General features: G+C 33.6%; 29 protein-coding genes. 8 read left to right on the top strand and 21 right to left on the bottom strand.

Going from position 1 to position 26,760, the window contains the following annotated elements; all coding sequences use genetic code 11:
- Positions 1–49 precede the first annotated feature (49 nt).
- On the top strand, positions 50–445 hold the full coding sequence (locus tag NLJ00_RS04830; protein WP_256636423.1) for a rhodanese-like domain-containing protein: 396 nt from the start codon (positions 50–52) through the stop codon (positions 443–445).
- A gap of 150 nt (positions 446–595) precedes the next feature.
- Here NLJ00_RS04830 and NLJ00_RS04825 read toward each other — a convergent pair whose 3' ends face one another.
- From NLJ00_RS04825 to NLJ00_RS04810, 4 genes are read right to left on the bottom strand one after another with little or no spacing between them, the layout of a single operon-like run.
- The gene (locus tag NLJ00_RS04825) at positions 596–1,015 is read right to left on the bottom strand and encodes an SRPBCC family protein (RefSeq protein WP_256636422.1); all 420 of its coding nucleotides are present in this window, start codon (positions 1,013–1,015) and stop codon (positions 596–598) included.
- Positions 1,016–1,034: 19 nt separating this feature from the next.
- Positions 1,035–3,431, bottom strand: a complete 2,397-nt coding sequence (locus NLJ00_RS04820; protein WP_256636421.1) for a M28 family peptidase — start codon at positions 3,429–3,431, stop codon at positions 1,035–1,037.
- A gap of 9 nt (positions 3,432–3,440) precedes the next feature.
- A complete protein-coding gene (locus NLJ00_RS04815) occupies positions 3,441–3,788 on the bottom strand; it encodes a hypothetical protein (protein ID WP_256636420.1) in 348 nt (115 codons plus the stop codon).
- A gap of 3 nt (positions 3,789–3,791) precedes the next feature.
- Positions 3,792–5,315, bottom strand: a complete 1,524-nt coding sequence (locus NLJ00_RS04810) for a carbon-nitrogen hydrolase family protein (protein ID WP_053473171.1) — start codon at positions 5,313–5,315, stop codon at positions 3,792–3,794.
- 175 nt (positions 5,316–5,490) lie between these two features.
- Between NLJ00_RS04810 and NLJ00_RS04805 the strand changes: the two genes are divergently transcribed.
- A complete protein-coding gene (locus tag NLJ00_RS04805) occupies positions 5,491–5,820 on the top strand; it encodes a single-stranded DNA-binding protein (RefSeq protein WP_154785089.1) in 330 nt (109 codons plus the stop codon).
- Between the two features lie 107 nt (positions 5,821–5,927).
- On the opposite strand, the gene NLJ00_RS04800 is transcribed toward NLJ00_RS04805, so the two are convergent.
- The 12 genes from NLJ00_RS04800 to metG all read right to left on the bottom strand — a co-directional run bounded on the left by NLJ00_RS04800 (position 5,928) and on the right by metG (position 16,479).
- Positions 5,928–6,620, bottom strand: a complete 693-nt coding sequence (locus NLJ00_RS04800) for a DUF2461 domain-containing protein (protein ID WP_256636419.1) — start codon at positions 6,618–6,620, stop codon at positions 5,928–5,930.
- Between the two features lie 89 nt (positions 6,621–6,709).
- Positions 6,710–6,895, bottom strand: a complete 186-nt coding sequence (locus NLJ00_RS04795) for a hypothetical protein (RefSeq protein ID WP_053473091.1) — start codon at positions 6,893–6,895, stop codon at positions 6,710–6,712.
- Between the two features lie 81 nt (positions 6,896–6,976).
- Positions 6,977–7,495, bottom strand: a complete 519-nt coding sequence (locus NLJ00_RS04790) for a ferritin (RefSeq protein ID WP_053473090.1) — start codon at positions 7,493–7,495, stop codon at positions 6,977–6,979.
- Between the two features lie 94 nt (positions 7,496–7,589).
- Positions 7,590–9,047, bottom strand: a complete 1,458-nt coding sequence (locus tag NLJ00_RS04785; RefSeq protein WP_256636418.1) for a hypothetical protein — start codon at positions 9,045–9,047, stop codon at positions 7,590–7,592.
- Between the two features lie 156 nt (positions 9,048–9,203).
- Positions 9,204–10,334, bottom strand: a complete 1,131-nt coding sequence (locus NLJ00_RS04780) for an OmpA family protein (protein WP_180856125.1) — start codon at positions 10,332–10,334, stop codon at positions 9,204–9,206.
- 108 nt (positions 10,335–10,442) lie between these two features.
- A complete protein-coding gene (locus NLJ00_RS04775) occupies positions 10,443–11,075 on the bottom strand; it encodes a chloramphenicol acetyltransferase (RefSeq protein ID WP_256636417.1) in 633 nt (210 codons plus the stop codon).
- The gene (locus NLJ00_RS04770; protein ID WP_180856122.1) at positions 11,072–11,782 is read right to left on the bottom strand and encodes an HAD family hydrolase; all 711 of its coding nucleotides are present in this window, start codon (positions 11,780–11,782) and stop codon (positions 11,072–11,074) included. The genes NLJ00_RS04775 and NLJ00_RS04770 overlap by 4 nt, the downstream gene beginning before the upstream one ends.
- A gap of 200 nt (positions 11,783–11,982) precedes the next feature.
- Entirely contained in the window at positions 11,983–12,867 is an 885-nt protein-coding gene (locus tag NLJ00_RS04765; RefSeq protein ID WP_256636416.1) for a DMT family transporter, read from the bottom strand.
- Between the two features lie 259 nt (positions 12,868–13,126).
- Entirely contained in the window at positions 13,127–13,405 is a 279-nt protein-coding gene (locus NLJ00_RS04760; RefSeq protein WP_256636415.1) for a hypothetical protein, read from the bottom strand.
- A gap of 246 nt (positions 13,406–13,651) precedes the next feature.
- Entirely contained in the window at positions 13,652–14,074 is a 423-nt protein-coding gene (locus NLJ00_RS04755) for a hypothetical protein (protein ID WP_256636414.1), read from the bottom strand.
- Positions 14,075–14,117: 43 nt separating this feature from the next.
- A complete protein-coding gene (locus NLJ00_RS04750; protein ID WP_256636413.1) occupies positions 14,118–14,321 on the bottom strand; it encodes a hypothetical protein in 204 nt (67 codons plus the stop codon).
- A 100-nt stretch (positions 14,322–14,421) separates the two neighbouring features.
- A complete protein-coding gene (metG, locus tag NLJ00_RS04745) occupies positions 14,422–16,479 on the bottom strand; it encodes a methionine--tRNA ligase (RefSeq protein ID WP_256636412.1) in 2,058 nt (685 codons plus the stop codon).
- A gap of 385 nt (positions 16,480–16,864) precedes the next feature.
- On the opposite strand from metG, the gene NLJ00_RS04740 reads away from it, so the two are divergent.
- A complete protein-coding gene (locus NLJ00_RS04740; protein ID WP_035632488.1) occupies positions 16,865–17,092 on the top strand; it encodes a CDGSH iron-sulfur domain-containing protein in 228 nt (75 codons plus the stop codon).
- A 55-nt stretch (positions 17,093–17,147) separates the two neighbouring features.
- Here the strand turns inward: NLJ00_RS04740 and NLJ00_RS04735 are convergent, their stop codons facing one another.
- The 5 genes from NLJ00_RS04735 to NLJ00_RS04715 form a co-directional block, all read right to left on the bottom strand.
- The gene (locus NLJ00_RS04735) at positions 17,148–17,642 is read right to left on the bottom strand and encodes an SMI1/KNR4 family protein (protein ID WP_256636411.1); all 495 of its coding nucleotides are present in this window, start codon (positions 17,640–17,642) and stop codon (positions 17,148–17,150) included.
- A 3-nt stretch (positions 17,643–17,645) separates the two neighbouring features.
- On the bottom strand, positions 17,646–18,548 hold the full coding sequence (locus NLJ00_RS04730) for a PhzF family phenazine biosynthesis protein (RefSeq protein WP_256636410.1): 903 nt from the start codon (positions 18,546–18,548) through the stop codon (positions 17,646–17,648).
- A 163-nt stretch (positions 18,549–18,711) separates the two neighbouring features.
- Positions 18,712–19,269, bottom strand: a complete 558-nt coding sequence (locus NLJ00_RS04725) for a YdeI/OmpD-associated family protein (RefSeq protein ID WP_256636409.1) — start codon at positions 19,267–19,269, stop codon at positions 18,712–18,714.
- A gap of 19 nt (positions 19,270–19,288) precedes the next feature.
- Positions 19,289–19,567 (bottom strand): hypothetical protein, encoded by a 279-nt coding sequence (locus NLJ00_RS04720; RefSeq protein ID WP_256636408.1) that lies wholly within the window; start codon positions 19,565–19,567, stop codon positions 19,289–19,291.
- Complete coding sequence (locus NLJ00_RS04715; RefSeq protein WP_256636407.1) at positions 19,564–19,962, bottom strand: hypothetical protein; 399 nt, start codon at positions 19,960–19,962, stop codon at positions 19,564–19,566. Before NLJ00_RS04715 ends, NLJ00_RS04720 begins: the two co-directional genes overlap by 4 nt.
- Before the next feature lie 409 nt (positions 19,963–20,371).
- Between NLJ00_RS04715 and NLJ00_RS04710 the strand changes: the two genes are divergently transcribed.
- The 5 genes from NLJ00_RS04710 to serS all read left to right on the top strand — a co-directional run bounded on the left by NLJ00_RS04710 (position 20,372) and on the right by serS (position 26,645).
- Complete coding sequence (locus tag NLJ00_RS04710; RefSeq protein WP_256637458.1) at positions 20,372–20,914, top strand: DMP19 family protein; 543 nt, start codon at positions 20,372–20,374, stop codon at positions 20,912–20,914.
- 325 nt (positions 20,915–21,239) lie between these two features.
- Positions 21,240–22,790, top strand: coding sequence for a patatin-like phospholipase family protein (locus tag NLJ00_RS04705; RefSeq protein ID WP_256636406.1), 1,551 nt, complete (start codon positions 21,240–21,242; stop codon positions 22,788–22,790).
- Positions 22,791–22,881: 91 nt separating this feature from the next.
- A complete protein-coding gene (locus NLJ00_RS04700) occupies positions 22,882–23,775 on the top strand; it encodes a hypothetical protein (RefSeq protein WP_256636405.1) in 894 nt (297 codons plus the stop codon).
- Between the two features lie 24 nt (positions 23,776–23,799).
- The gene (locus NLJ00_RS04695; RefSeq protein WP_256636404.1) at positions 23,800–25,194 is read left to right on the top strand and encodes a tetratricopeptide repeat protein; all 1,395 of its coding nucleotides are present in this window, start codon (positions 23,800–23,802) and stop codon (positions 25,192–25,194) included.
- A 179-nt stretch (positions 25,195–25,373) separates the two neighbouring features.
- Positions 25,374–26,645, top strand: a complete 1,272-nt coding sequence (gene serS / locus NLJ00_RS04690) for a serine--tRNA ligase (RefSeq protein ID WP_256636403.1) — start codon at positions 25,374–25,376, stop codon at positions 26,643–26,645.
- Positions 26,646–26,760: the final 115 nt, after the last annotated feature.

Genomic DNA, 26,760 nt, shown 5'->3' with positions numbered 1-26,760 from the left:
ATATGAGCTGCTACTTTTGAAAAAACAAAATCATTAAAACTACATTGACATGGAAGAGCAAATTAAATTTTATGAGCATAAACTAGCATTCGAAATGGATCCGTCTGATTTATTTGATGCTTTAAATAGTGGTGAAAAAGTAATGGCGCTCGATGCCAGAAAGGCTTTTGGATTTGAAGCAGAACATATTCCGGGTGCGATTAATATTCCGCATCGCGAAATGACAGCAGAAACAACAAAGCATTTAGATAAAGATATTTTGTATGTTACGTATTGCGATGGAATTGGCTGTAATGCTTCGACTAAAGGTGCTTTGAATATGACAAAATTAGGATTTAAAGTAAAAGAGCTAATTGGCGGAATCGAGTGGTGGAAGTTTGACGGATATGCAACAGAAGGCACAAAAGGAATTAAAACAGGTTTAAAAATTGAATGTGCGTGTTAAAATTGACAAAGGTTCAAAGGTGCAAAGGTACAAAGGCGCAAAGGTTTCTCAACATGCCTAAAAAAGCACTATGAAAATAGTGCTTTTTGTTTTTATAGATATGTTGAGAAACCTTTGCGCCTTTGTTACTCTGTCTCTTTGAACCTAATTTTAAGCTTCGACTACAGTTTTAAGAGCCTGTAGAATTGGATTTTCTTCACCTTGAGGTTCTTCCTGAACTGCTCCCGGACGATTGTCTTCCTGAATTATTTCGAGTTTTACTTTTTGATTTTCTTCAGATAAAACATAACTCATTATAAAATAATTTTCGGGTTTGTCTTCTAGTTCGGGTCTCGGGAAAAACAATGAATATTTTATTTTTTGATTTGGAGAAACTTCTAAAACTGTTCCCCATTGTTCAAAAACCTGATCTTCCCATTCATTCCTGAACCTGATTTCATTTCCAACTTTCCAATCGGTAATTAAATCACTTCCGTATTGCCATTGTTTGACCAATTCTGGTTTTGTCAATGCATTCCAGACTTTTTCTATTGGCGCACTTAAAAATATTGTAGAAACATTTGTAGCCATAGTAAATGGTTTTTATGGTTTATTCAGGTTTTATAACTGGTTTTATTAAACTGTCTTTTGCGATTACAGTACTATCCTGAACAGGCGCGGGCTGTACCGGCGGATTTACAGGAGCAGTATATCTTTTAATTTTCTGCTGAACCATAATGGCATCATTTAAAACAAATGGCGTTGGCATCATCCAGTCGCTTCTTGGTTTCACTTTCAATAAAGGATTTGTCATTAAGTCGAATGAACTTTCAATTAAATCCATATCAAAAATAGACGATTTATTGATGTAGAAATCCATCACCAGCGGTTCGTTGCCTATAACATAATAGCAGATAACACGCATTCCGTCGCGTTCTAAACGATTTGTTTTTTCGCCAGAAGTTGAAACGCCGTTTGCTTTAAAGTTGTAAAACGTCATTTTTGGATTGGCGTAGATATCGTAACGGTTTACTTTTCTATTTGGAGTTATCTGGATTTTGATGTATCTGTTATTACCCACAACACTATCTTTTAAGAAAGAAATAGTAGGTTTTGGAATATCCACAACCGGAGCAATGGCGCTGTATGTAAAAGCAGAATTGTATTTACTTGCAATAGGAAGACTGTTTAAGCCTACCGCTTTTTGGTTTTTTTGACCTAAATAGGATTTCGTCCAGTCGTCCAGGTTTACATCATAAGTTGCCCAAAGTGCTGAGTTTGTATTAGCATTATAAACGTAAAGTAAGCTGTTTGATTTTGCTTTTCCGTGTTCGTATCCAGAATGATATCCTGCGTAGATAAAAAATCCAATCGACGCTGCAAAGAAAACCATAATCCATGCGCCTTTTTTAGCAAAAGTATTGAATATTGGCAGTAATAATCCGAAGAGAAGAACGGTTAAAACAGCACTTCCAAAAAGTATTTTTAATCCTAAACCAATTGGGAACATTACAATAAACGGTGCAATAATGGCTAAAGCCGGAATACTGAAAATTAAATTTACACCTAAACTGTAATGCTGTGTAAAAACAAAAATTCCGAATAAAAGAATTCCGAAATAAACCGGAATAATTAAAAATCCGGCTCCGGTTAAACTGTTTGCTAAAAATGCGTTTATAATAATCCAAAGCAGCAAAGGCGCTACAAAGTGGTTCATCGTAATTTTTGCATCAGAAAAATGATGGTAAAAAGCGAAACAAATGGCAATGCTTAAGGTTACAAATGCACCAATATAAGCGTGGCCGTTATATGTAAATCCGTTTAAGAGATCGGAATACTGCGGATAGATTTCTAAAATAATTTTCCATCCTAAAAAGGTCACTAAACCAGCAATAATTAAAGATCCTAAAAGCGGAACAAATCCTTTAAATATTTCTCTTAAAGTAATCATTCTTTTGGCTTTTCCGATAAACATGAAAAGTACTAATAGACCAAAAGCGATTAAAGTCATTGGCATTACCCAGGAAAACGGATAACTGATGAAAGAAAAAGGAGCGCTGAAATAAACATAATCTTCTGTTGAAGCCGTTTGGTTTAAATCAGCATTTGCGAAGTATCGTAATAATGGCATCAAATAAGAACCTTGATGTGCCAAAGTCATTTTATTTAAATGCTGAACATCGTCCTGCTGTGTGTGATAATTGTAATGTCCGTCGATAAAAGCGAAATTAAATCCCTGGATATTTCCCTGTTCTCTAAAAACGGTTAAGTCGGTATCATTTGGAAGCATTTTATAAATACTGTACATCAATGAGTTTGATACCGGATAAGATGCTTTTGCTTTTGTAAATTCCTTTACAAGTGCCTGGTTTCCTTTGTTGGTTTCCATCAGCATATAACTTGGCCCGGAAGTTCCTCTTGCTTCGAAGTTTAAAACCAGACCTACATCTTTTGCCCACGGATGTTTGTTTACAAAAAGGGCAGCTCCGTTTAAACCTAATTCTTCAGCATCTGAAAAGAGAATAATGATGTCATTTTTTTGAGGTTCTTTAGCATATAAAAAAGCTCTGATTCCTTCCAGAATTGTAGCAACTCCAGAGGCATCGTCGCTTGCGCCTTTTGAAAAAGAATGCGGTGCACTGTCATAATGAGAAAGTAATAAAAGTGCTTTTGAACTATTTGTTCCTTTAATTCTTGCAAGAATATTTTTAGATTTGACTAAAAGCCCTTTATCGTTTAGAGTAAAACCTTCCTGAACACTTGTTTCTAATCCAATTCTGTTTAGCTCCAGTTTAAGATAATTGGCTACCAATTCATGATTTGTCGAACCCACATAATGCGGTTTTTGCGCAATAATTTCAACTTGGTTTAAAGCTCGTTCCGTCGAAAAATCAGCCAGAGCTTCATCATTTTTTGAAATGTATTGCGGCATCATTGTGGCATAAATGATACCTAAAATGGCTAGAATTAAGACAACTGCCAGAATCGAGGTGGGGTTTTTTCTCATGATGAATAACTAAATTTCTTTTTTAACAAGCATATAATAATCATTGTCCAAAGACCTATATCCTTGGTCATACAAGAAATAGTAGGTATTTCCTGTTTTGGTTTGCAAGATATTAGTAAAGAAATCAAAATCAAAACCTTTATTAATCATTTTATCCCTAGTTGCTTTTGATTTTCCGTCAACATTCAGCTCTGACAAAATACGGTAATTTTTTCGTAATTTGTTGTTTACATTTCGCATGAAATTGTTGCTGTCTTTATTTATTTTATTGTTGTAGGCATTTCGACAGTTGTCTGAACAAAACTTTTTATCTTCCCGGCCTACAAGTTTTTCCGAGCATTCAAGACATGTTCTCATCGATTACAATTTATTAATTTGATATAAATCTGTTCGTCTGTCTTTTAAAATTCGCACACTTCCATGTTCATGAAGATGTTTTAATAAATTTAAATCAACGTCAACGATAAGTGTCATTTCAGTATTTGGGGTTGCTTCTGCTTTGATTCCGTTACTTGGAAAAGCAAAATCAGAAGGTGTAAAAACCGAAGCCTGTGCATATTGAATGTCCATATTATTTACCTTCGGAAGATTTCCAACGCAGCCGGCAATGGCAACGTAACATTCATTTTCAATTGCGCGCGCCTGTGAACAATGCTTAACTCGTGTATAAGCATTTTGGGTATCGGTTAAAAATGGAACAAAAAGAATATTCATTCCTTCATCGGCCAGTAATCTTGAAAGTTCAGGGAATTCGACATCATAGCAAATTAAAATTCCAATTTTACCGCAATCTGTGTCATAAGTTTTAAACTCAGATCCGCCTTTCATTCCCCAATGATGCACTTCATTTGGCGTTATATGTATTTTAGAATACATTTCAGAAGTTCCGTCTCTTTTACATAAAAAGCCAACATTGTATAAAATACCATTCTCGAGATGTGGCATACTTCCGGTAATAATGTTGATGTTGTATGAAATAGCAAATTCCTGGAAACGTTTTCGAATAGGATCTGAATGTCTTGCCAATTCCCGAATTGCTTCCGCTTCAGATAAATGATTGTAATCGGCCATTAAAGGAGCGATAAAAAGTTCCGGGAATAGTGCAAAATCACTTCCATAACCGGAAACGACATCAATGAAAAATTCGGCCTGTTCAAAAAGAGCTTCAACATTATTAAGCTGACGCATCTGCCATTGAATTAGTCCCAATCGAATAATACTTTTTTCAGAATTAATCAATTTCGGACTTTCATCATAATAAACGTTGTTCCATTCCAGAAGAACTGCAAACTCTTTTGATTCTTCGTCTCCTTCCAAATAATTTTTGATGATGCGGAGAACATGAAAATCATTACTTAACTGAAAAGATAGAACAGGATCATGAAGTTCTTTGTCTTTTACTTTTTCAATATAAGTTCTAGGAGAAAATTTTTTAGAATATTGATTGTAGTTCGGGATTCTGCCTGCAAAAACAATAGCTTTTAAGTTTAATTGTTCGCAAAGTTCTTTTCTGGCATCATAAAGACGTCGGCCCAAACGCAGGCCGCGATAGTTGGGATGAATAAAAACATCAATTCCGTATAAAATTTCTCCGTCAGGATTATGGGTGGAGAAAGAATAATCACCAACAATTTGTCTGTAATTGTGTCGTTTATCGACTAATTTTTCATCGACAATAAGCGATAATGCCGAGCCTACAACAACGCCGTCGACTAAGATTACCAATTGTCCTTCGGGAAATATTGAGAGTAGTTTTTTTATATCATTTGATCTCCAGTAGGAGTTCGCCATTTCTGGATACGATTCAACCATTGAATTTTTCAATTGTTTGTAATCTTCAAACGCAAGGTTTCGTAACTCAACTTTTTTAATTTCTTTCTGCATATATGTACGATTTCTCTCAAATATAGCAAAAATAACTTCCATTTACAAACGCTTACAAATATTTACAACCGAAAGTAAATAGTTTGCAACCGAATATTTCAGGAGAACGACCGCACTTTTGCCTCGTTGAAATTAATCAGCGAATTTTTATAGAAACATTTAAATAGTATACGCCATGAATGCAATGAAAAACAGAGTACAACTTATTGGTAACGTAGGACAAGATCCTGAAATTAGAACATTAGAAAACGGAAGAAAACTGGCTCATTTGAGTATCGCAACAAACGAGATTTACAAAAATGATAAAGGCGAAAAAGTAGAACAAACCGAATGGCACCGAGTTACAGCCTGGGGAAAAACTGCCGAAATCATTGAGAAATTTGTAGTGAAGGGAAAAGAAGTCGCAGTTGACGGAAAGTTAACGCACAGAAGTTACGATGACAAAAATGGAGAAAAAAGATATGTTACCGAAGTTGTTGTAAACGAGATTTTACTGCTTAAATAATCTCTCATTAAACGCCACGAAACCCGACAGGTTTATTCCTAACTTGTCTTTACAACAAACCCGAAAGGTTTTTAAAAACCTGTCGGGTTTAACTTTTGTGTTGAAATTTATAAAACCGAAGCTCCATTTATATCTGTCGAAAGGACTTCACTCATATAATCGAAAAAGGGTCTCATATTTTTGAAAGTTTCTAAAGCATGTTCTAAAAACTGTGGACTCAAAACTTCCTCATCTGTAAATCGTTTGATGATTAAATATTGTTTGAAACGAAGTAAATCTATGGCTTCGTGATCTTTGTCAAAACCTTTTGGTGCTGTTTTAAGCTGTTCGCCTTGCAGAACTCCAAAAGTGCTTTTAAAAGATTTTGAGTTTAATATTTTTTGGAATGTTTCAGGATCGTGGGCAAACTCACTTCTTATACGTTTTAGATCAGCAGCATTTGGTCCCCAAAAACCACCGATTAATGAAGTGTTTCCTTTTTCGATATGAAAATAATATCCGCCTCGGCGTGCGCTTGTGGCTCTTTTATAACTTCCGCCCCAATAAGCTTTAAATGGCGTTTTATCTTTAGAGAAACGAATGTCGCGATAAATTCTATAAACGCTTCTCTTTCCAGATTGAGTTTCTAGAACATCTGTTTTTGAAAGTTCTTGTAGAAGTGCTTCTGCAAAAGTTTCAATGTGATTTAATTCGATTAAATACTTTGGTTTATTCTCTTCAAACCAGGGTTTGTTGTTGTTTTGTTTCAGTTGATATAAAAAATCAAGACTTGATTTTGGTATAATGATTTGGTTTTTCATAATGCAATAGCGACTTTTTTAAAATCAGAAGACGAATATAATTAAAATTAAAAACCCACCAGATTTCCTGGTGGGTTTTCTATATTTCGTTAAGCAGTTTTTTTGAATAAATCAAACATAGGACAGCGTGAGCAGCGTTTCTTTTCACTCTTTTTATATTTCTCACAACAAGAAGATTTACAGTTTTCAATCTTCTTGATTTTATCAAGGATAACAGCGTTCTTTTTTTTCTTTTTATCCTTTTTCTTGTCCTTATCTTTCTCTTTCTTGCCCAATTTCCTCTGTATTATTAAAAACAGAGACAAATATAAAAGAAAAAAGTTATTTTTAAGTGTTCTAAATAAACTTTAACTTTTTTATTTTGGGTTGATGGCAATCGAACTTGTAACTGTTAATTGCTGAATATCACGGTCAAACAAATAAAGTCCGCCTTTATCTTCACCAATCAAATTGATTTTATCTAAAATAGATTTAGCTGTAGCTTCTTCTTCGATTTGTTCAGAAACATACCATTGTAAGAAATTATGTGTTGCATAATCTTTTTCTTCAAAAGTTATGTGTACTAATTCGTTGATAGATTGCGAAACAAAAATTTCATGATTATAAAGCTCCTCAAACATTTCTTTAAAAGTAGAATAGGTTATTTTAGGTGCTTTTAGATCTGTGATAAGAGCATGTCCTCCGCGTTCGTTCACATATTTTACTAATTTAAGCATATGTGCACGCTCTTCATCTGATTGTGTGTACATAAATTGAGAGATTCCTTCTAATCCGTGTACTTCAGCCCAACAAGCCATAGAAAGATAAGTTTGCGAAGATTCTGCTTCTATGCGGATCTGCTTATTTAAAGCTGTTTCAATATTTTTTGATAGCATAATGATGTCTTTTTTGTAAAATTAACTAAAATATTCCAAACCATTTTTTCAAACCTCTAAAACATTGAGACATTTGGGTTAATTATTTATAAATTTAATGGGTTTTGATTTGCCCAAAAGATGCCGGTTTCGAGAATATAGACTTGTTCATAATTGGGTTTCCGTTGTCTTCTCTTATAAAACCATCTGTGAATTTACGAATTATAAATTGCTTTTGAGTATCATCATAATAGCTCAAAATGGAGTAGTCTTTTAATTTTATAATGTTTTGAAGCAATACATTTTTATTTGTACTTAAATAATAGAAAATGTTATCAATTGCCAGAGGTTCTGATTTTACTGCAGTCAAAAAATCATTGTTTTCGTTCAGTACAGCATCAAAGAAAACCATTTTGTTTTGTGAATAATAGGAGTTTCCGCCATCATAAAAATCATTTTGCCCGTATTCAAAATTCGAAACAATATATTCTACATAACCTCCAAATGTCAAATAACTGTTTTTTCTGTTTTCTAAAACAGAAACTCCAACGCTTAAGTCTGCTAATTGTTTCAGGAATTTAGCCGTAGTTTTTAATTCCTGAGGTTTATTATTATTTGTTTGAAGAAACAAAGGCGAGTTTTTAAAACGGATAGTATCATTTTTTGAAACCGAAATGTTTTTAATCACTTTTCCTGACTCGAAATCTTTTATATCAAATAAAAACTCGTCGCTGTTGGCCTTAATTTGGTAGAGTTTGTTTTGATTATAAAAGGAATTGGAAGTTTTAGATGTTTTAAGAGAAACGGGCTGATTAAAATTTTTCTCTGTAATTTCAAGTGTTTTTATGTTAAGATCGAAAACCTGTGTTTTTTGAAAACTATAGTCAAATGTCAAAATGATATGATCGTCGAGAACATACATTTTGTTTATGCTTGAAGCTTTATCAAGAGGATTAAAATCATTTAACTCCATTTTTTGAATGGGATAATATCGAATAAGAGAATTAAAAGTTAAGTTTTGTCCTTTTTCGGTTTGAAATTTAAAACCTGAAAAGTCAAACATTTTTATTTCACAGTTTCCGTTTTTAAATTCATAAAGCAGAAGATGCTGCTGGCTTTTTTCTTTGGCCAGAACATAAAAATTATTATTTTTTTGAAAACTCGTTATAATATATTCATTTCCTTCCGGGAAATCGAAATTTAAAGATCGCGAAGTTTTTGTTTCCAAAAAATATTTAACGATTCTGATATTTCTTAAATTCTGAGAACTCCAATAAAGCAGGGGATTACCATCTTCATTAATGCTGCAGCCAATTAGGGATCTCTTTTCTACACTTTTTATAGAATCCGTAAATTGATTGGTGAGAAATAGTGATTTGTTATATTTTAAAATGTTGACCTTTTTATCATCGGCGGCAAAAACATAAATATTATGCGTTTTTACATCTTCAATATTTAAAATCTGACCATCTTCCAGAGGGTTGTTTAAGTTTAACGGAAATGAATTCAATACTGTCTGGCTTAACAATACTGATTTAGAAAGTAAAAGCAAAAAAAGTACAAGTTTTTTCATGGGTTTTTACGGGCAAATATTATTCCAAATTTAATCAAATAATTGTGATTATAATTTATGAATAGAAAGCGGAATAGATATTTTGACACAATAAAAAACAAAAAAGCCCGAAAGAATTAACTTTCGGGCTTTTGAATTCATTACTTTTTAAAGGAATTATTTTACTTTAAAAGTTACTCTTCTAGCTAATCTTCTAGCTTCATCTGAATCTTTTTGGATTGAAGTATCGGATCCTGCAGCAACAACATTTAATCTTGAAGAAGCAATTCCAGCTTGAGTTAGAATCTTTTTCACGTTTTCTGCTCTTGCATTTGATAATTTCTCATTGTAGTCTGCTTTTCCAACTTGGTCAGCATATCCGATAATATCAAGAGACGCTGAAGGGTTTTTTCTTAAGTAAGATAAAACAACATCAATTGCAGCAGTTGAATTTTCAATAGGAGTTGCTTTGTTGAAATCAAAGTATACACTGTAATACTTGTCATTAATCAAATCTTTAACAACATCTCTGTCATTAACAACATTGTTTGTAACCGGTTTTTCTACGATAACCTGTTTTTCCGGCATGTTTTTGATTCTGTTTTCAAGATCAGCGATTTTGTTGTCATACGCAGAAAGATCAACATTTTCAGAAACTACAGTCCAGTCAGCATGTTTAGTGTTTTTACCTAAATAAACAGTTAATCCAACTGTACCGTTGAAAATTAATCCAGAGTAACCTCTGTTTTCAGGAAGATAAGCTCCGTCAAAAGAACGATCCTGAGATGCGTTAAAGATTGTAGAGAAATCTCCGGTTAAAGCAAGTCTGTTTGATAATTTTATTTGACCAGTTACACCAGCAATAAAGTTACCCATTTCGTCTGCTCCTCTAAAATTGTCATTTCTCAATTGAGAATAACCAAAACCAGCATGTCCTAATAAACCAATAGTGTTAGTCCATGTTTCAAAATTCATGATACGCCCTAAGTTCGCAACAGCTTGTAAATCTACTCTGTAGTATTTTGAATCAAAATCTAAAGAGTTGCTTTTACCTTTGAAGCTGTTATAACCAAAATCAGCTTTCAAACCAAATTTGTTATTGAACATGTAACGTACTCCTAAATCACCAACCCATGGACTTGGGGTACTTGTAAAGTAACCGTCAGAAAATGGTTTTTGAGGCTTGTTTACACCACCAGCAAATTCTATAGACCACTTATTGTAATTGTTCGAAGAATTTGTTTCTGTTTGTGCATTTACGCCTGTTAAGCCTAAAGCAAATGCGAGAATAATTACAGATTTTTTCATTGTAATTTGAGTTTTAAAATTTTCCCCAAACCAACGAATTTAATACTGCTTAGCTATTCCAATAAAAGGTTTTAAAGTATTAAAATAAGACAAAAAGTAAGATAAGGATTATTTTTTATTCATCTGATCCTGAAGCAAATCTACAAATTGACCTACGTGTAAGCCGTCCATTAAACCATGATGTACATGAACAGACATTGCAATGGTGCGTTTTCCGGTCTCAGATGTTATCATTTTACCAAAGGAAACTTTAGGGCAGCTGTCTGGAAATGTATAACTCCTGGCGTGCGAAAGTGAGGTGAAATTCAACCACGGTATTGCCGAAAAATGAATCACATTATCATCATCAAAAGATCTGGTAAAAAGTCCGGTTGTATTTTGAATGCGTTCGATTTCTTCAAGGGCATTTTTCTCGAAGATTTTAAAATCAGGATTGTATTCAATTAATGAAAATCCGAAAGTGCCGTCTTCTCGGCCAATTGTTGCCGAAACATCGATACGGTCATTAATATATATTTTGTCATCGGCAATTCTGTATCTGAAATTTTCGATCGCATTTACACCAACCAGTGTTTTATGCAAGTAGAAAAGGAAAAAGGAAACCTTAAGTTCTTTGGCAGTTTGATACGCTTTGGTGCAGTCAATTTCGACAGTTGCACCAAAAAACGGCTCTTCCATTTGTTTAAAATGTGCAAAATGCTCTTTTCTGTTCCAGTTTTCTAAGTCTAAAAGTGTTTTCATTTTATTAAATTATGGACTACTTCTGTAATCTTTTCGAATGAACTAAAATGTTCATGTTCAACTTTATGGTTTATTTTTTCGTGTTCCCAAGTGGTATGAAACGGAATATGAACGGCATAACCGCCAATTTCTAAAACTGGCAGTATATCTGATTTTAATGAATTTCCGATCATCAAAAATTCATGTGCCTGAATATCTAAACGCCCAAGTAGTTTCTCGTAATCGATTTCCTGTTTGTCTGACATAACTTCGATATGGTGAAAATAATGACCCAAACCAGAACGATGCAATTTGCTGTGCTGATCTTTTAAATCGCCTTTTGTAGCAACTACCAATTTATATTTTCCGTGTAAAGCCTGCAGTGTTTCTTCGATTCCGTCAAGAAGCTCAATTGGTTTTTCAAGCAGTTCTTTTCCGTATTGAATTATCTTTTCGATCACTTCAACCGGAATTGTATTGTTTGAAATGTTCATCGCCGCTTCGATCATCGAAAGAATATAACCTTTAATTCCGTAACCGTATAAAGGTAAATTTGCAATTTCGATTTTAAATAATTCCTGTGAAATGCCCTGATGCGAAAGATAATCTTCCATCAAAGCGCAAAACTTGTGTTCTGTTTCCTGAAAATAAGGCTCGTTTACAAATAAAGTATCATCGGCATCAAATGCGATTACTTTTAAGTTTGGTATTTTGCTTTTATGTAACATATATTTTTGTTTCAGGTTTTTTTTTGTTTCAGGTTTTTAGCCACGAATTGCACTAATTTCCACTAATTTTTTTGCCACAGATTAAGAAGATTAAAATGATTTTATCTGCCTGATCTGCCAAATCTGCGGGAGAACTTTTCAGAAGTTAATTAAAAAAAATCAGCGTAAACCGGTTTAATCCGTAAAATCAGCGGGCCAAATTATTTAGAAAACAACCTCTTTAAAGAAATAGTCTTATCGTAAAATGTAATTCGGATTCCGAAAAGTAAAACGATTCCGCCGAAAACCATTTGTAAAGTTATTTTTTCTTCTAAAAATAACCAAGCTAAAATAGAGGTAATTACAGCCTGACTCAATAAACTCAATGAAACTCGTGTCGCGCGCATGTGCTGCGTGGCATAACTTATCGAAAGCCAGGCGCACAATTGACAAATTACAGCTTGAAGAATCAGTACAAACCAGCCTGTATTGGAAAATCCTGTAAAAGGTTCATTTAATGAATAACAAAGAATTCCCAGATAAATGCTCGAAGCCAATAAACTAATGGTCATAAAGGATAAAACATCGACTTGAGAAAGTACATTTTTGCTAATCAAAAGATAAATCGAATACAAGATTCCGGATAAAACGGCAAACAGAAATGCCTGATTGAAATTGAGATCAATAAAAAATTCAAACCCAACCAAAGTCACCATTCCGAATAAAGAAACAATTGTTCCAATCCAAAAGTTTGTTGCTGGTTTTGATTTCAGAAATAAAAAGGAACCAATTCCAACCCAAACCGGAGATAAATTAGTTAACAAAGAAGCCTGAGTTGCACTCGAATCCTGAATGGCAATATTCCAAACCGCAACATCCGAAGAAAATAAAACTCCGCAAAGCATTGCCAAAAGAGCAAATTTCAAACTCGGAAGTTTAAAGTTTTTACTTAAAACAACATAAGGCAAAAGCAAAACGACTGCAAAAAACATTCGGTAAAAAGCCGAAATTAATCCTGGCGTTAAACGTAATTTAACCAATATAGGAAAAATCGAAATGCAGAGTATACCGCAGATTAAGGCTAATCTTGGTTTGGTGATTTTCATTATTATATTTTTTGCTAAGTTCTTGTTTTTAATAATGAGAATCAAGGAAAAATGTGCCGTTAGGCACATATCATTGGCAGCTAATTAAATTTTGAAATTCGTTAGCGTGCCGTAGGTACGCATCAATATCATGCGTACCTATGGCACGCTGGATTTATTTCGTATTTATATTTCTACCAATGATATGTGCCTAACGGCACATTTTTTCTTGAATTTGTATTAATTTAAAAATGAGGATTAAATTTGTTTTTGTGTGGTATTATGCATTCATGATTTTTCTGCAGGCATTGTTAATTTCCGTATCAGAAAAAGATCCGAGCGTTTCTGCCAGCATTTTACTGGTTCTAATGGAGTTTATCATTCTGATTCTCAGATCTTGATCATCGCCCATTTCAGTTAACAGAATTGTCTCGAAAATTTCGGACAAACATTCGGGTTGATCTCTAAAATCATCTACAAACCAAAGGTCTGAAAGGAATTTTGCCATTGCTGTCATTACAGCCGTTTCTTTTGTTTGTTCATTTTCTTTTTTTTGCATAAACCTGAAAATATTAAACGCACGAATCCCTCGTTTTAGATGTGCAAAAAATACCCCATAGGGATAGGTTTTCCCATTGTTTCCTCAGGGACATCATGACAAGGGATTCGCTTATGTTAACTTTTATTAGAAAGTTCCTAAATAAATCCTATAGTGTATTTTTTGCAGAACAAACTTACAAAATGTTTTAAAAAATCAAACAAAAAAGAAAGTTATTTCTTTCAAAAAATAATATCTTAGGTATTGTTAATTTTTTGCATTTAATTTTTCGACATAATTTTTTGCATTTGCTAATAGTATATTTTCTAAAGGTTCTTTGTTTTTTAATTTTTCCAAATATTCCTTACATTCCCAACATCCGCCTTCTTTATAAGCAATATTCCAATAACGTTTTGCTGCTTTTAATTCATTTGTTCTGTACATATATGCACCAAGTAAATAATAAAAATCACCGCTTTTAAATCCATCTTTTTGAGATTGATCAATAAAATATTTTGACTTTTCAATATTTCCATCTGCGTAAGCAATGTAAGCTTGATCTGTATATTTTTTTGCAATATCCATTTTGCTTTGAGTAGTTGCTGAATTCTGTGGAACACCAAAGATATTTTGCTGTGCATGTGAATTTGTTATTGTTAGAAATAAAATAAAAAGGATAGTTTTTTTCATATATAATTTTAGAATTTAATTTACCACAGCAAAGAAGACCAAACTATTTCTTTTTTAACCATTCTCGCATTTCAGAAATCACATCTTCATTTTTATGAAAACATCCATTTTCAATCTCTATTCGGCTCTTTTCAATTGCTATTTCTTGATCATTAGAAATTTTATAAAGTTCTTTTTCGGATGAATCGGAGATATTTTGAGGTGTATTTATAAAATTCAAATCCATAATATTACTTGATGTATTCAAAATTATAATTATTTATTGAATGATATCTAAATAAAGAAAGTTATCTGCCAGATATTTTAGGTAGATAACTTTCATTGAGTTATTGTTGAAATAAATTAAATTAATTTACAGTAGCTCCATTTGGCGCATCAGCATCAGGGTTTACAAAAACTAATTTTCCTTCGGTATTTGTTGTCATTAAAATCATTCCCTGACTTTCAACTCCGCGTAAAGCTCTTGGTGCTAAATTAGCTAAAACAGAAACACGTTTTCCGATGATTTCTTCTGGAGAAAAACTCTCGGCAATTCCCGAAACAATTGTGCGAACGTCAATTCCTGTATCAACTTTAAGAACCAAAAGTTTGTTTGCTTTTGGCATTTTTTCGGCCTCAAGAATAGTTCCAATACGAATATCCATTTTGGCAAAATCATCAAACTGAATTAAATCTTTTTGTGGTTCAGCTTGTTTGTTTTCAGCAAGATTAGCAGTTTTTGTAGCTTCCAATTTATCTATTTGTTTTTGTATTTCTTCGTCTTCTATTTTTGCGAAAAGCAATTCTGCTTCACCAATTTTGTGTCCTTCTGCAATTAATTCTGAATTTTCAGCAACGTCATTCCATTTTAATTGACCTTCATTTTTCAGAATTCTTGACAATTTAGCCGCTGTAAAAGGTAAAAACGGTTCAGACAAAACGCTCAATGCAGCAGCAATTTGAAGTGCAACATACATTTGAGTTTTTACACGTTCCGGATTATCTTTCATAACTTTCCAAGGCTCTTCATCAGCAAGATATTTGTTTCCTAAACGGGCAATATTCATCAATTCACCTAAAGCTTCACGGAATCTGTAACGCTCAACAGAACTTGAAATAACCGCCGGATACGCTTTTAATTCTGCTAAAGTTGCTTCGTCAATTTCTGAAAACTCATTTGGGGTTGGAATAACACCTTCGTAATATTTGTTAGTTAAAACCACAACACGATTAATGAAGTTTCCAAAAATGGCAACTAATTCATTGTTATTTCTAGCTTGGAAATCTTTCCAGGTAAAATCGTTATCTTTTGTTTCCGGAGCGTTTGATGTTAAAGCGTAACGCAAAACATCTTGTTTCTCTGGGAAATCTTCTAAATATTCATGTAACCAAACCGCCCAGTTTTTTGAAGTCGAAAGTTTATTTCCTTCTAAATTCAGGAACTCATTTGCCGGAACGTTGTCTGGTAAAATATAGCTTCCTTCGGCTTTAAGCATTGCAGGGAAAATGATACAGTGAAAAACAATATTGTCTTTCCCAATAAAGTGAACCAGTTTCGTGTCTTTATCTTTCCAATACGGTTCCCAGTCTTTTCCTTCGCGTGCTGCCCATTCTTTCGTAGAAGAAATATACCCGATAGGCGCATCAAACCAAACATATAATTTTTTTCCTTCGGCACCTTCAACCGGAACATCAATTCCCCAATCAAGGTCGCGCGTTACGGCACGAGGCTCAAGTCCGCCGTCGATCCAGGATTTAACTTGTCCGTAAACATTAGGTTTCCAGTCGTTTTTATGTCCAACCAAAATCCATTCTGTTAAAAAATCAGAATAACGGTCTAAAGGTAAAAACCAGTGTTTTGTTTCTTTTAAAATTGGAGTTTCTCCTGTAATTGTTGATTTCGGGTTAATCAAATCAGTCGCATTCAAAGTAGATCCGCAATTTTCACATTGATCTCCATAAGCTCCATCATTACCGCATCTTGGGCAAGTTCCTACCACAAAGCGATCTGCAAGAAACTGATTTGCTTTTGCATCATACAATTGCTCCGTTACTTCTTCAATAAAATCACCTTTATCATACAAAGTCCTAAAGAATTCCGATGCTGTATCATGATGAACTTTTGCCGAAGTTCTTGAATAATTATCGAATGAAATTCCGAAATCAGAAAATGATTTGCGAATAATTCCGTCATATTTATCTATAACTTCTTGTGGTGTAATTCCTTCTTTTTTTGCTTTCATCGAAATTGCAACACCGTGTTCATCGCTTCCGCAGATAAAAGCAACATCTTTATTTTGCAAACGCAAATATCTCGAATATATATCGGCAGGCACGTAAACCCCCGCCAAATGGCCAATGTGGATTGGTCCGTTTGTATAAGGCAATGCCGCAGTAATAGTATATCTCTTTGGATTTTGTATCATAACTCAATTTTATTGAGTGCAAAAATAAGCAATAGAATTGAGATTTTGTTATTACACGGAGATTCACAGAGAGTTTTCGCAGAGATTCACAAAGATTTTTGTTGTTGTGGCGAAATAATCTCGCAAAGTCGCAGAGACGCAAAGTTTTTTAATTTTAGCCACAGATTAAAAGGATTAAAAGGATTTTTACTTAAATCTGCGCAATCTGCGTGAAACAAAACTTTGCGTCTCTGCGACTTTGCGAGATTCAAAAAATAAAAAACTCGGCGAATCTCTGCGGCAAAACCCCATAAAATAGAACCAGTTTAAACTAGCATTACAAGTAAAATCTTCAAGATTTATTTCGCAATCTTTGCTTTCCGAAAAAAAACAAAAAAACAAGTTTATGAGCAAGACAAAATTAATCATTAATAAAAACGGATCGATCAAAATAGAAGGTGATTTTGAAATCATGGATCCAGAAGGAGTACTTTACGGTTTACAAGGAAGATCTGCACTTGGGCTTTGCCGTTGCGGATTATCTAATAACAAACCATTTTGCGATGGAGGACACAGAAACAATTTCGAACATGATTCTGTTGCGTTTGATTTACCGCCAATGAAAACGAACTAAATTTTTACTTAGTTTGGAATATAAAAAAAGCTGCATTTTCTAGATGCAGCTTTTTTTATGGTTCGTGATTTTCGACTATAAATTGAAGAACGTCTTCAAAATATTCTTTTAGATTTTGATAAGGATATTCCCCCGGAAACCAATTAGAAAATTTCCAATATTTCCAATCGTCATCTTTTAATTCTGGTGGAAGTAATAAGAAATATTGTTCTTCGCCTATACCTGCAATAAGAATAGCGTTTTTTAATTCTGGCAGATATGAATATGCTTCAATTGCAAACGGTTCAATATTTTTTAAATAGTCAATATTTTCAATTGATTCAAAACTTGGTTCAATATCATTTGGAGCTGAAAAACCATCCGTTATTTTTAAAAATTCAACATAATCTTCCGGTAATTTTATCCCAAGTTTATTTTCAGTTTTATTTATTTGTTCTTGTGTAACAGAAATAGTTCCAAGCCAATTGTTTTCAATTTGTTCAGGCGTAAAATTAAAATCCTCGTATTTAATTGCTTTTTCAGATATAGCTTTAAGTAAATCTTTGATCATTTTTTATATATAAAGTTCCCCCTTCATCGTAATAATCGAAGAACCACCTACTAAAATATCTTCTTCCCGATTCATTACTTCGATCATTGACGCTTGTTTTAATTTTACGCCTTGAAGAATTTTATACTCTTTCTCAGATTTAGTGAATTTCTTTTGTGTTAAAAAGCCAATTAACGGGCCAGCAGCTGTTCCCGTTGCCGGATCTTCAAATATCCCGATTATTGGGTTAAAAAATCTCGTTTCGACTATATGTTCCTGACCTTCATCGGCAATGGTGAAACAATAAAAACCTTCAAAATTATATTCTTTTGAGATTTCGATTAAGAGTTGATTATCTGGAACACAGCTATTAAGTAATTGACTGTTTTTTATGGGAACCATTGTGTGTGCAACTTCTGTTTTAACTATTGTTGGCACAAAAGAATTCACATCTAAGTCTTCAATTTTTAAACCGAGGGCTACCGCAATTCTATAAGTTGGAATTTCTTGTTTGATAACTGCCGATTTTTGATGCATTTGAACAACAGGATAAAAAGTAACCGGATCAAAACTTACCGTTAACGGAATTGGGGAACGTTTCATAATTACAAAAGGTTCACTTTCGTTTTGTTCTTCAAAAATGGGCATTCCTTTTAACAAAGCACCGCAGACAGCGCCTAATAAGTTATGTCCTGCACCATCGATTTCAATTCCGGTTGGAGTAAATGAACGAACAGTCAGCGCTTTTTCGGTTGTAGAATAATAGACAAAAGAGGTTTCAGAATAGCCAAATTCTTTAGAAATATCCTTATAGGTTTCTAATTTTAAATTACCATCGGTAAAAACCACAGAAAGTGGATTCCCCTTGTAGCTTTCGTTTGAAAATACATCTAAAACGTAATATTCTAATGCTTTTCTTCCTTCCATTCTTTATTTCTTTTATTTTTTTTGAGGCAATAAAATTACGGTTTATTATTGTAATTAACCTACAGGAAAAATACCCATTTTTATAGTTATTTTATTAAAACAAGCTCACTTTCAAAATTCAAAATTTCGGGTTGAACTGTTGGTAAAATAGGTTTTTATTATTTTACAACATTCGCTTTCCTTCGGCACTAAATTTTATTGCTTTTTCTAATCTTGCAAGTTTGGTTTTTTCTTGTTTGGCGCTCATAATTACGTGAATTATTACTTTTTTGTATGATGGCGCCTGATTGCTGAAATATTCCCAAGCTGTTTCATTAGCTTTAAATTGCTTTTCGAACTCAGGATCGAGAACGTACGCTTCATTTTCATGCGAGTAAATTTTAGATCTTTCTTCAGATCTGTGTTCGAAAGCTTTTATTCCAGCTTCTTTCATCAATCCGGCTTTTGTGAGCACTTCGACTTTTTTAATGTTTATAACACTCCAAATACTCGACTTTTTTCTTGGCGTAAATCTAATCGTATAACTTTCCTCGTCAATAGTTCTTCGAATGCCGTCAATCCAGCCAAAACAAAGTGCCTGATCTACAGATTCTGACCAGGTCATAGATGGTTTTTTGGTGCTCACTCTATAGAAACCAACTATAAGTTCGGTTTCTTTTTGATAATGCTTTTCTAACCATTCTCTAAATTTTTCCTGGGTTGGGAAGAAGGTTGGGGTCATGTGGATTGGTTAATATTGTTTACAAATTAGCAATAAATCTAACAATCCATAAAAGTATAATAAATAACAGAAAAGAGAATTGAACTTTATTGACTTTTTGATTTCCAAACTTTCTAACCAATAACCGATCTATCAATATAACTAGAAAAACAGGAATCAAACCGAATAAAATATAAATTCCCAATAAACCATCTTGCGCTGAATTTCCTGTTATCAGGATTATGGCATAAGTTATTCCTGCTAAAATGGAGAGAATTCCTAAAAGGAAAAATAGAGTTAGTTTTTTTGGGAGGTTCATATAGTTCTGCTGATTATTCTTCTTGCACGAAAGAAAATTACAATTGAAATAATAAAGTTAGCAAAAAGATAAAGTTCAGCGATGCCTTCGTATGCCATTATTTCAAAGCAAGTTGTTAAAACAAGTGTTATTGAAAAGAAAATATTAAGCCAATCAAATAGTATTAGAAAAAAAACTTTTGATTGGTTTGATTTCCAAATCTTTAAAAATGAAAACAAAAGAATTAATACGCCTAATCCGGAACTAATCCAACAACTCCATAAATAAATTCCAAGTGTTCTAAAGCCACTAAAAAGACCGGGACTATCAAAATAGTAAATAAAAAATATAACGACTGACCAGATATTGGTGATCAAAAGAGAAAGAAGTAAACTTTTGTAAATAGTGTTTTTCATGATTTTGGTGGTTTTTGGTTAAATGTTAAAAATCACATTATTACATTTATCATGCCGAAGGTTTTGCCATTTGATTTTATCGAATTATATGCAGCCATTATCCCGAAATCAAAGTAGTTTTAGTGTTGAAAAATTCCAGAGAATAATATAGTCTTTAAGAAAAGCAGTAAATTTGTATTTACTGCTTTTTTTATTTTGAAAAATTAAATAATACAAATCATGGCAAAGGGACCCGAAAAAAATACCAAAAATAAGGCCTTGCACACTAAGTTGCTGAACAGAAAAAAGGCGAAGCTTCGAAAAAGAAGCTCAGGCTAAAAGATTAAAGGCTTTAACAGCTAAAATAAATGAAAAAAATAACGGCGAAGATCTTGATCTCAGCAAAAACAAATCTCAAAACAAAACCCAAATGGAGGAATTCGGTAGAATAATAGTTTCTGAAACAGCAATGAAAAGTGAAAATCCGCAAGATGTTATTCACTCTAATATTTCGGTAATTAATTTAATGCGCGAAGAAGGTGTAGACGACGAATTTATTCACGAAGACGCCTTGACGAGTTACTATCTCGATTATTACTATTCACAATATACCGAAGGAAATTTTTCGCAGTTTGTCTACAATTCAGGCTGGAACAAGGAACTAAACGAACTTATTGAAGAAGGTTTGGCTTTAATTGGTGCCGAAAAACACTTAGAATTGTTTCTGGAGCAAAGCAAAAAAGTGAAATTAATAAGCAATATCAAGCTTGGTAAATTCCTGAAAGCGAAATTAGAAGGCGTAAATCCAATTCGTGATTCATTGAACAATGACACTTTTTTTGAATTAGAAGAAAATCTAGCCGAACTAAACGCCAATTTCTTAAAAAATCATCCCGATTTTGAAGTACTTTCTGTAGACGAAATGTTTGCGGATTTAGAGGAATATGTTGGGCACGAGATTAAACGTGCGTAGTTTTTTCTGCCGCAAAGATTCACAAAGTTTATTCGCAGAGATTCGCTAAGGTTTTATGTTTTAATCTCGCAAAGTCGCGAAGTCGCAAAGTTTTATTTCTCTGCGACTTCGCGACTTTGCGAGATTAATTCACACTACTTTAAATATTCTTTGCGAATCTCTGCGAAAAATCTCCGTGCAGCTTTGTGGAATAAACTTTTTTCCACGTAAACACTTCTTTCTGAATTAATTGGTTTAAATTTAGTTCCGTATATTCTCTACGAACTCTAGTATATAGTCAGATTGTTTAATGTTGAATAAACAATATTAATTAAAAGAATTTAGCATGAAAATTAAAAGACTGCAGCTGGCAATGTTGTTTCTTGTTTTTTTAGACAAAGGATTTTCTCAAAATAAAATCAACCTTTTTTCAGAGATCAATTACAGTTCGATTCCCGCTGTTTCTTTATCGGATTATAAATCGGTTCAGGAAAGAGATCAAAAATTTCAAAACCCGCATATTGCACTCGGAATTGGGATTTCTGGCGGAGGCTCTCGAGCACAATTTTTTAGTATGGGCGTTCTTCTCGGACTGGAAGAAATTGACGAGAATTACTTGCAACGCAATTTTTTAAATGAAATAGATTATTATTCAACAGTTTCTGGCGGTTGTTTTTCGGCGGGATATTATTTAACCGTTTTAAAAAACAAACTGCATCACGACAATTGTTCCTTCAACGAATTTTACTTTTCAAAAGCTGATGCCTTCAAAGATTATGTAGATAAATCGGCCAATATTTTATCGCTTTTAAACAACAGCCGAAATGAAAAAGGCGATAAAATATCGATGTCGCAGCGTATTGATGCCGATATTTTGCAATATGATGTGACGAATCCTGACAACAAAGATAAATTTGATACTCAAATGCTTTTGTCTGATTTTTTTGTTCCAAAGGAAAGTAAATCAGAACCTTCGCTGCCTATGTTTGTTGCCAACGGAACCGCTTTTAATAACGGCGAACGCATTCCGTTTATGCCGCATATCATTAAAGGATTAGCTATAGATGAATCACTCGCGCCCAATAAAGCTGATCTTGTTTTGAATCAAAACAAAATAAACGACGGTTACAATTTTCCGGTAACTTACGGAATTACGGCAAGTTCTGCTTTTCCGGGCGTTCTCCCAAAGGTGAAATTCGGGATTAAAAATCAGGATAAAATTTTATGTATTATTGATGGCGGCGCTTCAGATAATACAGGTTATAAAACTTTGGTTGAGTTGCTCCATGCCGATACTACTGTTGATGATAAAAACAAAAAAGCGCTTTTTATTGATTGTCTCGGACAAGGTAAAAAAACACCATATATCAACGATACGAAAATTGGACTGCTTTCCCTTTTTGAAACGGCTTCACTTTATACTGTTCAAACCCGTTACATAACTTTTGACAGAGACGTAGAAAACACTTTTGAGCGCTATAAAATTCCGGTAAAAAATTATCAGGTTATTGGTTTTACTACCATTCGAAATCATTTGCAAAAAATGCAAAAAGATGAAAAGTACGAAGAACTGATAACAGAATTAAAAACCACAAATGACGATGCTGCCGGCTGGTTTAAATTATATACTGAATTTAAAACAGATATTGTAAACAAATTCGGTGAAAGCGCATTCAGAAAAAACAAAGACGGTGAGATAATCGCTGCAACACTTCAAAAAGATAAATTTTCAGAATTTACAGCCGGAGAAACTCTGTTAATGTATGAATACACCTCACACATTGAAACAAAACTCCGAATCAGGCCCGAAGAAAGAGATATGCTGCTTTTGGCAGGACGATTTGCTGTGTTTTTAAAAAGCAATGAATTAAGAGAATTATTAGTAGAATATAAATAATTTATCAATTTTATTAAATTTTTGATTTTAATTAAAAAGCTAACTAAGAATATTTTATATTTGATAGCCCCTAATTTTAAAATCAACACCAATGAAAATTAAAACCTACTTAATTCTCAGTGGCATTTTTCTATTTCTATATTCCTGTGGAAAAAATGAAAAACAGATCATTGACGAAAACGCCCCATCGTTAGCCGTTCAGTCTGAAAACCCAAAACCAGCAGAACAGCTTCTTTTTAGAAAAAGTGAAGACATTGTTCCTTCCGAAGAACTCAATTTGAGCCTGCTCAAAAAAACCGCCGAAAACCTAAACATCAAATATTCCGATATTAAAATTGAAGATGTAAGTTCAATTCGCTACAACAACGAAACAACCTTTTTTGTGATTTGTGTTATTAAGAAAAACAAAACAAAGTCGGGCGAAGAAGATTTAGGCAATTACTACGAAAGAAAATTCGTTTTTGTTAATAATGAAGACGGAAAAATTCTGACAGAAGAGACCGATAAAAATCTCGGTTATTACGAAAATGAAGGTTTAAGAGTTGCCAAAACCTATATTTTGAATAATGTATTACAGTTGAATGACAAAACTCCGGCCATAGCTTTTAGCACAGAAGTATATTCAAACAGCAGAGTTGTAATGTATTCTGAAGAAAAATTTACCATCGTTACTTTTGATGGAAACAGAATCAGGAAAGTTTTATACGAATACCCAATTCGCTCCGCAAACGGAGATTCAAACGGAGGAGGAACGTATCAAATAGAAACCTTAGAAACCGGAATTAGTCTTTCTGCCTCGCAAACAAGCGGTTTTTATGATTTATTAGTTTCAAAAATCTATACTTATGAAGACGCGGCCGAAGAAGATTTAGAAAACGACATTCAGCAAAAAAGCGACCTAAAAGTCAAAAAAGAATTCCAAAAACTGAAATTTGACGGAAAAACTTATTCGTTTAAAAAAGACGATCGAAATCGGTTTTTGTAAATTCGCATTCAATTGAAACAAAACATGTCAAAAAAAATCTTTTTTGTTGTACTCATTTGGCCTTTTTTCTTGCTGGCTCAGGAAAAACAAAAAGAGGCCGCAGATAATGTTACGCGCTATTATTATGATGATAAAGTAGTTTCGGTCGAAATTTGGTTCGGTGCAGATAAAAAGCAAGACAGTTCTAAAACCTATTATCCAAGCGGAAAGATCAACGAAGTTTTCTATTTTGATAAAGACGGATTAAAAGATGGCGATTGTTTTCAGTATAATTATCAAGGCGAAAAACTTGTAACCTGGAATTTTGCACACGGAAAAATGACGGGCAGAACAGATCATAAACTTCCGTTTAATAAAGACCGTGAAGAATCAGTCAAAAAAGCTTTAAAGATGCTGACAGATATTAATGCAAGAACGAATTTTAATCCAACAACTATTAACGATTTGTATAATCGAGGTGTTTTAGGAGTAAGTCTTGGCAATAATACTTTGGCAATTGAAGATTTAAAAAAGGTTGAATTTGCCATCGACAAAGACCCGAAAAACAAAAAAGTAGTAGAGTCAGATTCTGCACAAAAGAAAACCGCAGTCTTTCGAAGTAAACTTTATGACCGAATGGGAAGTGTATACGCCACGCTCGAAATGGAAGGTTTTGCGTATAACTATTATTTTAAAGCAATCAATAACGCACCTACGGATTATCGCATTTTATACAACTTTGCAACATTGTTGCAAAAACGAAAGTCGTATGATTTAGCGCGCTATTATTTAGAGAAAATTATAAAAGAAAAACCAGATCATGCCCAAGCATATTGGGCACTTGCCAGGTTATTGAGTGATGAAGGCGAGTATGAAAAAGCATTTGAAAATATCGAAAAAGCTTTTCAATATGACAAAGGAAATATAAAGGGTGGAAGAGATTTAAAAACAACCCGAGGTCTACTTTATCACAAACTGGGAGAATCTAAAAAAGGAATTGCTGATTTAGAAGCTGCATTAGAAATGGATAAAAACAATTCGTATGCAATGAAAAATCTTGGAATAATTTATCTCGACAAGAAAAAATATGATGATGCCTGCCAATTATTTCAAAAAGCAAAAGAACTTCATTACACTTTGGTATACGATGAAAATGACCTGGATTCGCTTTTAGAAAGTGCCTGTAATAAACAGCCATTAGAAAAATCAGTTAAAAAGAAACCTTCTGTTTCGCCAAATCCAGTGCAGACAACCATTTCGATAGAAAACTTCGATGCTAAAAACTTTGATTTTGAATTCTTTAATTTCGAATCAAAATCAGTTTTAAAAGGAAAAACCAGCGACGGAACTATAAACATCATTAGTCTTGATTCCGGATTTTATATTTTGAAAACTACAGTAGGAGATGCTGTAGAAACTTTTAAGCTGATCAAAGAATAAATCTATTCTAAAAACTTCATTTAAAAACAAAAACACTCTGTGCATCTTTGCGCCAACTCCTTGTGTCTCTGCGAAATCCCCGAAATAACTTTAGACTAAACTTTGTACGTAATCTTAGCAAACATTTCCTTAAATTTGCTTCCGTTATTAAAAAATACAATAGTTATAAAAATCAAGCTATGTTACAAATCGCATTTATTAGAGAAAATCAGGAAAAAGTAATCAAGGCTTTAGCAAAACGAAATATCGATGCTAAAAGCGTTGTTGAAGAGGTGGTGCAATTAGACGAAAATCGTCGTGCAACTCAGGTGGAATTAGATAATACTTTAGCTGAATCTAATAAATTGTCCAAAGATATAGGCGAATTAATGAAAGCGGGTGAGAAATCTAAAGCTGCCATCTTAAAAGAAAAAACCGTTTCATTAAAAGAAAAAAGCAAAGAACTTGGCGAAAAAGCAGAAGCTTTAGCAGTTGAGTTAACCAATAAATTATACACTTTGCCAAATCTTCCGGCAGATATTGTACCTGAAGGAAAAACTCCAGATGACAATTTGAATGTTTTTCATGAAGGTGATATTCCGGTTTTGCATGAAGGCGCACAACCGCACTGGGAATTGGTGAAAAAATACGACATCATCGATTTTGAATTGGGTGTAAAAATTACCGGAGCAGGATTTCCTGTTTACAAAGGAAAAGGAGCTCGTTTGCAGCGTGCGTTAATCAACTATTTTTTAGATAAAAACACAGCAGCAGGATATAACGAAGTTCAGGTTCCGCATTTGGTTAACGAAGCTTCAGGATACGGAACAGGACAATTGCCAGATAAAGAAGGGCAAATGTACCATTCAACAATTGACGATTTATATTTAATCCCAACGGCTGAGGTTCCGGTTACGAATTTATTCCGTGATGTTATTTTAAACGAGAGCGAATTGCCGGTTTTACATACGGCTTATACGCCATGTTTCCGTCGTGAAGCAGGTTCTTACGGAGCGCACGTTCGCGGATTAAACCGTTTACATCAATTTGATAAAGTAGAAATCGTACGTATCGAACATCCGGATAATTCATACGCAGCGCTTGACGGAATGGTCGAACATGTAAAAGATATTCTGAAAGAATTAAAATTACCATACAGAGTTTTACGTCTTTGTGGAGGCGATATGGGTTTCACATCAGCCTTGACTTATGATTTTGAAGTATTTTCTACGGCGCAGGATCGCTGGTTAGAAATTAGTTCAGTTTCTAACTTTGAAACTTTTCAGGCAAACCGCTTGAAATTACGTTTTAAAGACAAAGACGGGAAAAACCAATTGGCACATACATTAAACGGAAGTTCATTAGCATTGCCTAGAGTTTTAGCCGGAATTTTAGAAAATTACCAAACGCCGGAAGGAATTGTAATTCCAGAAGTTTTACGTCCTTACTGCGGATTTGATATAATTGACTAACTTTAGTATATAGTTTACAGTCGCAGTCTCAGTTTTCAGTTTAACTGAATTGATTACCGAGACTGTAAACTGTGACTGAATACTGAGACTAAAAATGCCACATTTAAAAACTGAA

Source organism: Flavobacterium panici (assembly GCF_024499525.1).
GTDB lineage: Bacteria > Bacteroidota > Bacteroidia > Flavobacteriales > Flavobacteriaceae > Flavobacterium > Flavobacterium panici.
The sequence above is the reverse complement of the archived record's forward strand: the minus strand, read 5'-3'. Positions and strand labels throughout refer to the sequence as shown.